We start from the raw sequence: 11284 nt of genomic DNA on the forward strand, positions 1-11284 counted from the left end.
GACTAATATACTACAAATGTAGTATAAAACTAGATAAGCGTCAATCCCCACTCATCGAAGGAAAAGCAGATTTTGCTAAGATATATTAAAATTTGTCAAGAAAATGACTAATTCATCAGGTCAAAATACATTTTATGGCTGTGCATCAAAATACCATCTGGGACACCTTTTTATCTCCAGTAGTACGTTTTTTGATTGATGAGGAGAAGTTACAACGATACGCTAACAGTATTGATTGGGAAAAAGAAAGCAGCTACATCCGTTCTAGCGATGTGACAATGCCTGCGTACTACAACCAAAATTTTCACGGAATTAAAGGAGGATACCTTAACTCTAGTGCAGCTGTAAGTTACGACCCAATTACGGAATACGCCCTAGCACCGAATGAAACTTGGGTACGCCAAGCGTTAATTGATGCGGTAAAAGTTCAACCAAGGCGCATACTTGACTTAGGCTGTGGTACGGGTTCCACGACTTTGATGTTAAAGCAAACTTTTCCGCAAGCTGAAGTTATTGGGTTGGACTTATCACCTTATATGTTGGTAAGAGCAGCAGATAAAGCCAAAACTGCTGGTTTAAATATCATTTGGCGACACCAAAATGCACAAGAGACGAAATTTCCCGATGCTAGTTTTGATTTAGTCACAGTTTCCTTGCTATTTCACGAAACACCCAGCACAGTTACTCAAGCAATTTTGCAAGAAAGCTTGCGGTTATTAGTTGCAGGTGGACAAGTTTTAATTTTAGATGGAAATCAGAAAGCTTTACGTCAGCTAGATTGGCTGAATAATATTTTTGAGGAACCATATATTCGTGAGTACGCTGCTGATAGTTTAGACGCGCGTATGGGTGCGGCGGGTTTTGAGGGGGTACGCACGGAAGATATTTTTTGGATACATCAAGTTTCTAGTGGAATAAAACCCATTCCTGTTACAGGTTCAGCAGTACAAGCAAAAGTTCGTCAGTACACTACGGGATCAATAGACGACACAATAGATAATAATGATTTGGAGGGTTTAGGATCTCCAGCATTTGGCATAAAGGCATGAGTTTAAAGGCAGTTCTATTTGATTTTAATGGTGTCATCATTAACGATGAACGCATCCACCTGCGACTAATAGATGAAATTCTCGTTCAAGAAAATCTCCAACCTCAAAAAGTGCAAGAGCGTCAGCGTTCTTTAGGCAGGAGCGATCGCGCTTGTTTTCAAGAACTGCTAAAAAATCGCGGTAGAGTAGTAACGGATGAGTATCTCAACCAGTTACTTAACCGCAAAGCTGAAGCTTACGTGCTGGAACTGGAAAAATTAGAAAAACTGCCTATATATCCTGGTGTAGAAGATTTAATATATCAGGTGCGTTCGCGCAGCGTCTCCGGAGGAGATTCGCTCAATTGCAATTTAGGTTTAGTCAGTGGCGCACTCCGCAAAGAAATAGAACTTGTGCTTAATCGTGCCAAACTAGCTACTTATTTTACAGTTATTGTGGCAGGTGACGACATCACTACTAGTAAACCTCAACCAGATGGTTATTTACTAGCTGTAGAACGCTTCAATCAAACATATCCCGAATTAAATCTGCAACCACAAGAATGTTTAGCTATAGAAGATACTCCCGCAGGTATCCAAGCCGCAAAGCAAGCACAAATGCAGGTAGTTGGTGTAGCGAATACCTACCCCTTCCATATGCTTCAGCGTTGCTGTAACTGGACTGTGGACTATTTAACTGACTTAGAACTAGAACGAGTCCAAAACGTATTTTCTGGTGGAGAAGGGCAGCCAACCGTCAGTGAGTGTTAAAATGTTTTTTGGTAGCAGAGCGTTGATTAAACTGCTGATATTTTTCTTAATTCAGCACTCACAACTCAGCGAGAAGTTGCGTGCGGGGGTTCCCCCCATTGAGCAAACTTCGGTGACTCAGCACTATTGTAAGGGGAATTAGCTCAGCTGGTAGAGCGCTGCGATCGCACCGCAGAGGTCAGGGGTTCGAGTCTCCTATTCTCCATTAAGGTAAAACCTTCTAAGCTTACTAGGGCTGTCCTAACTGTCCTAATGCTGTCCTAATAATATTTCATGATTAGTTTAAATAACAAGTGCTTCAGGCTTAGTTGACTATCTATAGGTATCAGTTTGATATCTCCTATGAAATCTAAAAGGATACCTCTTACCCTAAATGACCAACTTTACTCTGACCTCAAGAAACTGGCTAACCAAAATAACATCTCAATGGCTGCCCAGATTAGATTACTTATCTCCCAAGCAAGCAACTAAGGAAGTTGAAGAGACCAATGAGCGCATCATCAAATGCTTAGAAAGACTGGATAAGGCAGTAGAAGCTAATACTCAGGTACTTCTTAAGTTAACTCAATATCTGGAGGATAAAGGCTTATGAAATCTGTAAACAGTAAACAGCTTATCCAGTCTCTAACTCCAGAGCAAAGACAGAGATTAAAGGCAGTATTAGCTAAGAAAGGACAGCCAAAGAATGCTACAGAAGCTAGAGTAAACTTTGTTGATAGCCTAAGCCCAGCCCAGAGAGAAGCCTTTATTGAGTTACAGAAGTTAGAGAAAGCTGAGGCAGATGATAAGCGATCGCCTAAGTTACAGGTTAAATACTTCAATGGTTCCGCTACTAGACCTCCTAAATAACTCCTAGAACCCTTTAGGTTAACCCCTAGAGGGTTATTAGTTTATCTAAGGGGTACTGTAGCCTACCTTATCTACTCAAATATACTCAAATAGGGTTAACCCTAATGTGCCAGTTTATGCCTTAAGTATGCCAGTTATTGCTTACATTGGTAGATATTTAGGTTACAATGATGTCATAGATATCAAAGACATCAGAGGTTATCAATATGGCAGCAGATAAGAAAACTCTACCCTTGCGACTTAGCTTAGATGAGTACCAAAAGCTAACCTTTGACCACATAGCTTATATGGCTGAAACAGGTCAGAGGGTTACTCTAACTGCATATATCAAGATTATGCTCGACCTATTAGAGCCAGCTAATGAGAACATAAATAAACCTGATTAACCCTTAGGCGACTTATCAGGTATTCAAAAGCAAGAGGAATATTTAGAGATTATCTTTTGTTATTCATAACTTACCTAGAGATAATCCTGGCTTATTCTAAATGGCTGAAACCTTGATTATTTGGTAGAACAGGGTAGTTGAATAGAAAAATGACAGTTTACTAGAGACAGGACTAAAGGGAGTAACTCAAATGATTACTAAACCACACAAGATTACTGTTAAGGCTAACCCTCAGGAACTAGCACTCATTAAGGCAAATGCGGCTAAGGCTGGCTACTGCTTATCAGAGTACATCAGGCTAGCTGCTATGGGGCTACCTGTACAGCCTAAAGATGTCTAAACATCAAATAGGGTCAACCAGTAACCAGCTAGTAGACCCTAAGAAACAAGTATTCAGATTAAACAACATTAGGGCAGATGCCCAAAGGATTCAGATTATGTCAGATTATAACACATCTAATGGTATTCAGTCAAGCTTTGATGGTTCAGAAAGTATTGAAACCATCCTTAAGCAACTTAGTAGGGTTGATATCTTAAGCCTAAATAAGAGAGGTTCAGCTTCATTTGATAATAAGGAGGAAAGAGACCAAGTTAACCTGATTAATAACATCAGAGTTTATATTAATAAAGCGGGTTCGGAAGCTGGGTATATTTGGTTTGAAGTATTTAAGGCTGTATATCAAGGCAGGGTAGAGCTTAATGCTTGGACTGGTGAGTTAGTTTTTGATGGTCAAATAGCTACTCCTGAAAGCCTCATTGATAGGCTAGAACAGTCACTTAAAATGATGATGAAACTCAACAGAGAACAGTTTGATAGAAAGTTTCAAGTGTGGATTCAGGCTTATACATTTAACCCCATTAGGCTGCAAATAGAGGGGATTATTAAAAATAGAACAACAAAATGGGTGTTCCCTATTGGTGCGGATAAAGGGCATTATGAACACTCGGATATAACCCCTATGGCTGATTGGGATAACCTAGCTAATATTTTATTTGGGACTGAGGATAAACTTAGCCAGATGATGTTAGAGAAGTGGCTAATCTCCGCAGTAGTCAGAGCATATCAACCAGGATGCCAAGCAGATTACAGCCTAGTATTAAAAGGTAAGCAAGGTGCGGGTAAGTCTACTTTCTTCAGATTATTAGGAGGGGATTATTTTTTAGACCTTGATAACTCAACTGATGGGACAGAGACCAAGAGGCAGTTAGATAGATCCTGGATAGTAGAAATGGGTGAAATGGAAGGGATTACCCGCAAGAAGGAAGTAGAGGAGTTAAAAGCTTTCCTAACTAAAACTAAAGATACTTTCAGAGGACTTTATGAGCGCAAGCCATCCGATCACCCCAGGCATTGTGTGTTTGGCGGTACTTGTAACTCTGATGAGATTCTGAGAGATTCCACAGGTAACAGAAGATTCTGGATTATCGACTTAGGCGATCGCAAAGTAAACACAGATTATCTGAAAGTGAACAGAGAGGATATTTTAGCTACTGCTTACTTGAAATGGATAGATGGTTATACTTGGTATCCTGATGAGGCTATGTCTGAACAGTCAGAGGAGCGCAATAAAGACTATTCGGTAACTAATGAATGGCTACAGAAGGTTATCAACACTTTGGCTAAACTCCAAGGTTACATAGACTCTAAGAATGACTCCCAGAAGGTAAGAAATGGTTATGAACCTTATGATGGGTTATCTATTAGCCTCCATGATTTTATGGAGTTAAGTTTAAGCATTCATCCAGGCTCATTCAAAAGTTATGAGAAGAAAGTAAAGGAAGCATTAGAGGAGTTAGGTTATACCAAGATGAGGAAAACTATAGGTGGGAGTAGGGTTTATGTATATATCAAGCCTGAAACTAGAAACCCTTATTTAGTAGAGGCTAAGTCTTTAGAACAGTTAGCAGAGTGTTGGAAGTGATTTAAAGTAAACTGACTAACCCTTGGGTTCCTCAAGGGTTTTATTATGGCTGTTTCGCTTTAATGCGCTTAATCAGAATGATTTAGTTACCCTATAATGTCCTATGTGTCCTGTGACTGTCCTATGTAGTTACTAGAGCATAGGACAGATGAAATATGGTCATAGTAGGGGTTTCAGATATATTGTCCTATGTGTCCTATGTGTCCTATGAGAAATAGAAAAGTATATGAACTATAAGTATACTAGGTAATGGCTGATACCATTAATACTTGTATCAGGGGTAAACCTAGCATTTTACATAGGACACATAGGACAACTTCTAGAACCTTTGCAGGGTAAGCTTTCTAGCTGTCCTATATTTTTATTATCATAGGACAGCATAGGACACATAGGACAGTTTCTAAAGTCTAAAGGGTTAAACTCTAGAATAAATAAGGGTTTCAGGCTGTCCTATGACATAAATCACTCTACATCACATCTATCAGAGTTAAACATAGTTGGCTGGGCTGACTTGGCGATTGCCTCAGTTCCCATTGCCGCATAAGGGTACATAGATAGTATTTCATTGAGTTCATGTATACCTTCAGGCGGTAAAACTTGTATTAGCCCGGTATACTCGGTATTTTGAAAATCTTGCCTAGTCCGCCACAGGTGGAGGTTATTCTTCTCAAAGATTCTTATGACCTCATCCCGATCAGCAACCATTACATAAGCCAAAGCATTATCAGTAGTTTTGAACTGGTAAACAATAGCACCTGCTAAAATCCCCACTGTGTAAACCTTGCATTTAGCCTTATCAAATGTTTCTTGGCTAGGTTGGTCTAGTGGCTCATCCCCTTCTGATAGGTTTTGTTCTTGTACAGGGGTTCTATGATAAGTGTTTATACTTTGAATAATAAAGAGTGGTATTGAAATCAATGCGCCAATGATAGCCGCCTTCTTAGGATTTTTCTCAACAAAAGCTAGTAGTTTGTCTAGCATAAGAGTATCTAATATTACTCATATTAGTCTATGCTTGGTATTAGCCAAGGTCAAGACTGCTTTGCTCTACTACTTATTTACTATTAGGATTAAATAATATACTTAGATAATATATAACCCATTAATAAACCCCTCCAGATACCTAGAGGGGCTGCTTGTTATATTTAGTGGTTTACTATATTTCCTTAATCAGTCAATAAAGACCCCTAGGGAACCCTAGAGGTCAAAGACCTAATCAAACAATGCCTGGATGTACATAGCATCATCTAAGGTTAACCCTTCTATCTCTGGTAACTCCTGAGTAGCCTGTTCAGCCTCAATGATGCGCTTAAGTAATGGTAAAACTCTGGTCTTTACTTCCCCAATCTGGGCATAAGCTGGGAATGCTGTAGGGTCTTCAAAATGAAAGCTAAGTAACTCATAGAACCAACAGTCAGTACCAAAAGGGTCATTGGCTAACTCGCCTAAGATGGAGCCAAATACAATCTCCAGATACAGCTTCTCAGGGTCTTGGTATTGCTTACCCTTGTACAATAAACCTCCATTGCCAATAAAAGCAGTCTGGCATTCAACCCCATACCAGCTATGGCTAATCAGTTTAATAACTGTACTGATAAAGAAACTTAGCTGATCATCAGTATCCTGGTAGACCTCTTTATACTTTCTATAGACATCAAAGAAGACATCTGGGGTAAGCTTACCTAGCTTAATACTATGGTCTAAGTACTGTTCTAGGAACCTTACCAGCTTAACCTTAGAGTTCCATTCAAAAGCCTTAGCCTTAGCCTTCTCAGCTTCCTGTTGGGCTTTCTGAATCTGTAAAGCAGCTAACTGTTCTGCCTGTTGTTTAATCTGTTGTTCTAGGTTCATACCTATCTGTTCCTACTAGGGTTAACTATCTGGATTTAGTCAACCTACTTTGGCTGACAAAATACCTATAGAAACCAATAGAGGATTACTAAGATGGCTAAGGGTAACAGAGTATCAATCCGCTTAACTGAGAGCGATCGGGAATGGCTAGAAGACTTATCAGCTAAGTCTGGGTTAACCCTAACAGAGGTTATTAGGGAAGTATTAAAGATAGCCAGGATGTCTAATGAGTCAGCTAGGGCTTATCATGATTGCCTTGAGTACCTTTCTGGGTTGGAGCCTGAGAACTTTCTAAGCCAGCTAGATGAGCTAATCAGCCAGCTACAGGAGGTCAAGGCTAATGGTAAATAGGAGATGTTCAATATGCCGATTAGACCCTGATAAGTTGGCTGAGTTCAACCAAAGGGTAGCTATGGGTTTACCTGCCTCAGCCCTAGCTGATTACCTAGGGACTCAGGGTATCTCTGTTACTCCCCAGAATATCTATAACCATTTTAAGCATTCTAAGAAACCAGCCAAGCCAGTAAGCTCAGAGGTACTAATACCTACCAAGGTTGCTAAGTTGGTATCTGAGGATGGCTTAACCTCTGATGAGAGACAAGTCAGGTTACTAGATATAGCTTGTAATATGGCGGATGGGTTGTATGACCAGTACCAGCAGAATAAATCCCTCAGGGTATCTAGAGAGCTTAGAGAATGGCTTGATGTCTCTAACAGGATTATTAGGGATAGACAAGACAGAGAAGGACTACCAGAGACTGAGGTTAACATCCAAATAACTATGGAAAGTCTGGAGGAATCCTTAGGGCTACCAGAGGATGACCTAAAGTTTGACCCTAAAGATGCTACCCATAGCCTAAGAATAGCCCTAGCACCTAGACCAGATGATGAGGAGTAAGTTATCTAACCCTTAGCCAACCATCAGCTAACTATTTCGATGGCTGGCGAAATCTTTCTAGAATGAGAATCATTATTATTTCTAATGTTCAAACATGAGTAATCCTCATATTGACTATCTAGTAGTAAGGACATAAGGGATTACTCTAATGTCCTAATGCAAAGCCCCTTAAGTATCTGCGAAATACTCAAGGGGTACTAGTAAACAAGTATAGGGTTACAGCCCTAAAGGATTAAACAATGTTTGGTAAGAATGCTCAGTACAGTTATTATAGCACATCTGGGGTAGTTTGTATAGTCCCTAGACCCTCTTTAGCCTCTGTTAATATCAAGGATGGTCAGCCTGTATCTGTTAACTATCCTACTAAAAGCCATTATGGGGAAGTAGTTAAGTTTTTCTATGACCTTAAGGGTATCCAGGTAGAAGACTACAAGCGCATCCAGCCTACCCTGTTAGTCTATGAGTTAGCTAATGGTACTCTGTTATCTGCCAGTAAGGAAGTTATAGAAGCCTCCCAGGTTAGCCATACTTCTGGTTATCACACCCAATGCTATATCCATCAGATCAAGGATTTACAGGTATTGGATAAGCTACCCTTAGAGGCTCCATCAGTAGTCTTTGAATAGCCCTTAGAAGCCCTTAGAGATCGCTAAGGGCTTTCTAGTTTATATGGGTACACTCGGCAGATTAGGTCTATTAACCATGTGACCATAGTTTCTCATGACCATAGTATTATCACTATGTCCTAGCAGATAAGCTACACCAGTGATAGGTATACCCTGGTCTATGGCATGACTAGCCATTGTGTGCCTAGTGGTGTAAGGTTTCCTGTAGGGTATGCCTTGGGCTTTCAGTACCTTAGTCCATTGCCTACACCTAAAGTTATCAGCATCTATGATACAGCCTTGAGGAGTAGTGAAGACCAGGGTATCAGGGTTAACCTTGGCAGGTCTAAGAAACATTAACAGAGCTTGTAACTCTAGGGACATGGGTAAATACCTAATGTTTCCTGTCTTAGTCTCTTTCCTAACCCTGCGGTAGCCATTCCCTGTTAGGTCTTTGGGTAAACTTTCCTTGATAGTTATCTCTGACCTATCAAAGTCCACATGACCCCAAAGTAACCCAATAGCCTCAGAAGTCCTAACCCCAGTAGCCAGTAGAAATCTAACAAAGGGGCTATAGTGTGGTGCTAGTTCATCAAAGCCAGCCAGTATGGCTCTAATCTCTGTCTGGGTAAATGGCTTGATTTCCTTAGGGTTATCTTTCTTGGGCTTAAGATTTTCATAGGGGTTAACCTCTAGCCAGCCTTTAGCTACTGCCCATTTACCACAAGCCCTAACAAGGCTTAAGCGGTCTTTGTAGGTTCTAGGTGAAATGTTAGCCTGAGTTAACCAGCTAGTTTCTGTTAATCCTGGGTTAGCCTTGGTTATCATCCGCCTAACCCATTTATAATGATTGGCTTTGGTAGCTGGCGGAAGGTCTAAGGACTCTACCCAGGTATCCCAGAGTTCTAATAAGGTCTTAGGCTGTGTCTTGGTTAATGCCTTAGGTTCTAACCTGTAGCGATTTAGGGTAGGGTCAAAGTGACCAGCTAGAATATCATTCTGTATCTGTGTGGCGATCGCTCTGGCAACAGCCATATCCCTTTTATCATCATAGTGGCTGCCTGGGACTGGGTTAAAACTGTATCTTTTACCGCCAAAGCTAAACTTAAGCTGAATAGACCCATTATTGTTAACTGGCTTAATCTCTCTCATCTGTCCTAGTGATGTCCTAAAGGCATCATCAAGACAGTTAGGGAACCTCTACAGTTAAAGGTTTAACCCTTTAGGATGGCTGCGATCGCACCGCAGAGGTCAGGGATTCGAGTTCCCTATTCTCCATTCATAACATAAAGCGACAAATTATTTGCCGAACGCACTAACTAAAATGCTGTGCGATCGCAGCACTCTTTTCAAGTATTGTAATAATTTATACTAAGTTACTTTGCGGCAATAGTAGTATTCCTACTCTCTAGATTACTATCTTTGACTGCAACTTGGTATCAAGTATACTCTTTAACTATTTTAAAGTCTGGTTAGTGTGCGTAAATAACCTCTATATACTTTCTAGCTCAATGGTTATCCTTGCCACCGCTAATGCCGTCTTCACACTCAGGCATACCCTATCCTCTACACCCTGTTGCTGACGAGGGTAAGGCGTGATTATACAGGTATAGTTTTATATATATGTGTTTTTTTACGTTAAATTTGGGTAAATTGTCATGAAACTGGACTTAAAGAGGTTTTATCAGGCGTGCAACCCAATGAAAACCCTGGTTGTGAGTAAGCCGGAGGATCGACAATATTATATAGATTTCTCTAAGGTGCGTGGTAGCAAGATTATTAACGAATTAGGCAGAACCATTAGCCGACTTTCGCCTGATGAACCTACTTGTCAATTATTTACTGGACATATTGGCTGTGGTAAATCTACAGAGTTGCTGAAACTGAAATTAGAGTTAGAACAGCAGGGATTTCATGTAGTTTACTTTGAATCTAGCCAAAGTCTAGATACGGCTGATGTAGATGTTACGGATATTTTGTTAGCTATAGCTCGTGAAGTAGGTCAAAGTCTAGAAGCAGTTAAGATTAACCTTAAGCCTGGATACTTTCAAAACCTATTTAGGGAAGTGGCGGAATTTTTGCAGACACCTTTAGATATTGGGGTAGAGGCTGAGTTGTCGGTGGGAATTGGGAAAATTACTGCTAAAACAAAAGATAGTCCTAACTTGCGATCGCAATTGCGGCAATATCTAGAACCCCGCACTAATGGTATTCTAGAATCTATCAATAAAGAAATACTCAAACCTGCAATTGACAAGCTAAAACAGCAAGGTAAACAAGGTTTAGTTGTCATTATTGATAACCTTGACCGTATTGATAATACCTTAAAAGGTTACGGTCAAATTCAGCCAGAATATTTATTTGTGGAACGTGGCGAACAGTTAAACCAGCTAAGTTGTCACGTTGTTTATACAATTCCCTTGGTATTACTTTTCTCCAACACTTTAGGTAGATTAACAAATCGCTTTGGAGTTGACCCCAAGGTTTTACCAATGGTTCCGGTAAAACTGCGGGATGGAACTAGATCCTCCGAGGGAATGAGATTATTGCAACAAATGGTGATGGTAAGGGCTTTTCCTGGGGTGAGTTGGGAACAAAGCCAGCATTTAATTACAGAAGTGTTTGATAACCCTGAGACCTTAGAAAGACTGTGCTTAGTTAGTGGTGGTCATTTGCGGAATTTGTTAATGATATTATTTCGCTGTCTTCAGCAAGATGATCCTCCCATTTCTAGGGAGTGTTTAGAAAGCGTGATTAAAAAACGTTGCAATGAACTGACTTTAGCTATTACCCCTGATGAATGGGAAGTGCTGCGTGAGGTAGCGAGGGTGAAAACTTTAAGAGGTCATGAAAATTACGAATTATTATTGCGTAGTATGTTTGTATTTGAATATCGGGATGATGATAGTTCCTGGTTTGATATTAATCCTATTTTGGCAGAGGCTAGGGATTTTCAGTTATGACAACTAAACGGA

14 protein-coding genes and 1 tRNA gene are annotated in these 11284 nt (G+C 40.2%); 12 read left to right on the top strand and 3 right to left on the bottom strand.

Annotated features, from left to right (window positions below; genetic code table 11):
- Positions 1 to 134: 134 nt before the first annotated feature.
- The 8 genes from H6G69_RS01335 (at position 135) to H6G69_RS01370 (ending at position 4955) form a co-directional block, all read left to right on the top strand.
- The gene (locus H6G69_RS01335; protein WP_190680775.1) at positions 135 to 1049 is read left to right on the top strand and encodes a class I SAM-dependent methyltransferase; all 915 of its coding nucleotides are present in this window, start codon (positions 135 to 137) and stop codon (positions 1047 to 1049) included.
- Positions 1046 to 1798, top strand: coding sequence for an HAD family phosphatase (locus H6G69_RS01340; RefSeq protein ID WP_190680776.1), 753 nt, complete (start codon positions 1046 to 1048; stop codon positions 1796 to 1798). The genes H6G69_RS01335 and H6G69_RS01340 overlap by 4 nt, the downstream gene beginning before the upstream one ends.
- A gap of 132 nt (positions 1799 to 1930) precedes the next feature.
- Positions 1931 to 2003 (top strand) — tRNA-Ala (locus tag H6G69_RS01345).
- A gap of 168 nt (positions 2004 to 2171) precedes the next feature.
- The gene (locus H6G69_RS01350) at positions 2172 to 2390 is read left to right on the top strand and encodes a hypothetical protein (RefSeq protein ID WP_190680778.1); all 219 of its coding nucleotides are present in this window, start codon (positions 2172 to 2174) and stop codon (positions 2388 to 2390) included.
- Positions 2387 to 2647: a hypothetical protein gene (locus H6G69_RS01355; protein WP_190680780.1), complete on the top strand. Its 261-nt coding sequence runs from the start codon at positions 2387 to 2389 to the stop codon at positions 2645 to 2647. The genes H6G69_RS01350 and H6G69_RS01355 overlap by 4 nt, the downstream gene beginning before the upstream one ends.
- A 206-nt stretch (positions 2648 to 2853) precedes the next feature.
- Positions 2854 to 3033 carry a hypothetical protein gene (locus H6G69_RS01360; protein ID WP_190680781.1) on the top strand — a complete coding sequence of 60 codons (180 nt, stop codon included), beginning with the start codon at positions 2854 to 2856 and terminating at the stop codon, positions 3031 to 3033.
- A 190-nt stretch (positions 3034 to 3223) separates the two neighbouring features.
- Positions 3224 to 3373 carry a plasmid mobilization protein gene (locus tag H6G69_RS01365; protein WP_190620426.1) on the top strand — a complete coding sequence of 50 codons (150 nt, stop codon included), beginning with the start codon at positions 3224 to 3226 and terminating at the stop codon, positions 3371 to 3373.
- 97 nt (positions 3374 to 3470) lie between these two features.
- Positions 3471 to 4955 carry a virulence-associated E family protein gene (locus H6G69_RS01370; RefSeq protein WP_190680783.1) on the top strand — a complete coding sequence of 495 codons (1485 nt, stop codon included), beginning with the start codon at positions 3471 to 3473 and terminating at the stop codon, positions 4953 to 4955.
- 462 nt (positions 4956 to 5417) lie between these two features.
- On the opposite strand, the gene H6G69_RS01375 is transcribed toward H6G69_RS01370, so the two are convergent.
- Together H6G69_RS01375 and H6G69_RS01380 are read right to left on the bottom strand one after the other, a co-directional pair.
- Complete coding sequence (locus H6G69_RS01375; protein WP_190680785.1) at positions 5418 to 5936, bottom strand: hypothetical protein; 519 nt, start codon at positions 5934 to 5936, stop codon at positions 5418 to 5420.
- Between the two features lie 231 nt (positions 5937 to 6167).
- Positions 6168 to 6806 carry a hypothetical protein gene (locus H6G69_RS01380; protein ID WP_190680787.1) on the bottom strand — a complete coding sequence of 213 codons (639 nt, stop codon included), beginning with the start codon at positions 6804 to 6806 and terminating at the stop codon, positions 6168 to 6170.
- A 93-nt stretch (positions 6807 to 6899) separates the two neighbouring features.
- Here H6G69_RS01380 and H6G69_RS01385 point away from each other — a divergent pair, with 93 nt between their 5' ends.
- The 3 genes from H6G69_RS01385 (at position 6900) to H6G69_RS01395 (ending at position 8330) form a co-directional block, all read left to right on the top strand.
- Positions 6900 to 7157, top strand: a complete 258-nt coding sequence (locus tag H6G69_RS01385; protein WP_190680789.1) for a hypothetical protein — start codon at positions 6900 to 6902, stop codon at positions 7155 to 7157.
- Positions 7147 to 7704, top strand: coding sequence for a hypothetical protein (locus tag H6G69_RS01390; RefSeq protein ID WP_190680791.1), 558 nt, complete (start codon positions 7147 to 7149; stop codon positions 7702 to 7704). Before H6G69_RS01385 ends, H6G69_RS01390 begins: the two co-directional genes overlap by 11 nt.
- A gap of 239 nt (positions 7705 to 7943) precedes the next feature.
- A complete protein-coding gene (locus H6G69_RS01395; protein ID WP_190680793.1) occupies positions 7944 to 8330 on the top strand; it encodes a hypothetical protein in 387 nt (128 codons plus the stop codon).
- 39 nt (positions 8331 to 8369) lie between these two features.
- Here H6G69_RS01395 and xerC read toward each other — a convergent pair whose 3' ends face one another.
- Complete coding sequence (gene xerC / locus H6G69_RS01400) at positions 8370 to 9461, bottom strand: tyrosine recombinase XerC (protein WP_190680795.1); 1092 nt, start codon at positions 9459 to 9461, stop codon at positions 8370 to 8372.
- Between the two features lie 506 nt (positions 9462 to 9967).
- On the opposite strand from xerC, the gene H6G69_RS01405 reads away from it, so the two are divergent.
- Complete coding sequence (locus tag H6G69_RS01405; RefSeq protein WP_190680797.1) at positions 9968 to 11272, top strand: P-loop NTPase fold protein; 1305 nt, start codon at positions 9968 to 9970, stop codon at positions 11270 to 11272.
- Positions 11273 to 11284 lie beyond the last annotated feature (12 nt).

This window comes from Nostoc sp. FACHB-110, assembly GCF_014697425.1.
In the GTDB taxonomy this organism is placed as follows: Bacteria; Cyanobacteriota; Cyanobacteriia; order Cyanobacteriales; family Nostocaceae; genus Nostoc_B.

What these genes read in the sequence shown, in the direction of transcription:
- H6G69_RS01385 (WP_190680789.1), top strand. Translation starts at nt 6,900, where the DNA reads ATGGCTAAGGGTAACAGAGTATCAATCCGCTTAACTGAGAGCGATCGG.
- H6G69_RS01395 (WP_190680793.1), top strand. Translation starts at nt 7,944, where the DNA reads ATGTTTGGTAAGAATGCTCAGTACAGTTATTATAGCACATCTGGGGTA.
- H6G69_RS01380 (WP_190680787.1), bottom strand. Translation starts at nt 6,806, where the DNA reads ATGAACCTAGAACAACAGATTAAACAACAGGCAGAACAGTTAGCTGCT.
- xerC (WP_190680795.1), bottom strand. Translation starts at nt 9,461, where the DNA reads ATGAGAGAGATTAAGCCAGTTAACAATAATGGGTCTATTCAGCTTAAG.
- H6G69_RS01375 (WP_190680785.1), bottom strand. Translation starts at nt 5,936, where the DNA reads ATGCTAGACAAACTACTAGCTTTTGTTGAGAAAAATCCTAAGAAGGCG.
- H6G69_RS01365 (WP_190620426.1), top strand. Translation starts at nt 3,224, where the DNA reads ATGATTACTAAACCACACAAGATTACTGTTAAGGCTAACCCTCAGGAA.
- H6G69_RS01360 (WP_190680781.1), top strand. Translation starts at nt 2,854, where the DNA reads ATGGCAGCAGATAAGAAAACTCTACCCTTGCGACTTAGCTTAGATGAG.
- H6G69_RS01355 (WP_190680780.1), top strand. Translation starts at nt 2,387, where the DNA reads ATGAAATCTGTAAACAGTAAACAGCTTATCCAGTCTCTAACTCCAGAG.
- H6G69_RS01405 (WP_190680797.1), top strand. Translation starts at nt 9,968, where the DNA reads ATGAAACTGGACTTAAAGAGGTTTTATCAGGCGTGCAACCCAATGAAA.
- H6G69_RS01370 (WP_190680783.1), top strand. Translation starts at nt 3,471, where the DNA reads ATGTCAGATTATAACACATCTAATGGTATTCAGTCAAGCTTTGATGGT.
- H6G69_RS01335 (WP_190680775.1), top strand. Translation starts at nt 135, where the DNA reads ATGGCTGTGCATCAAAATACCATCTGGGACACCTTTTTATCTCCAGTA.
- H6G69_RS01350 (WP_190680778.1), top strand. Translation starts at nt 2,172, where the DNA reads ATGACCAACTTTACTCTGACCTCAAGAAACTGGCTAACCAAAATAACA.
- H6G69_RS01390 (WP_190680791.1), top strand. Translation starts at nt 7,147, where the DNA reads ATGGTAAATAGGAGATGTTCAATATGCCGATTAGACCCTGATAAGTTG.
- H6G69_RS01340 (WP_190680776.1), top strand. Translation starts at nt 1,046, where the DNA reads ATGAGTTTAAAGGCAGTTCTATTTGATTTTAATGGTGTCATCATTAAC.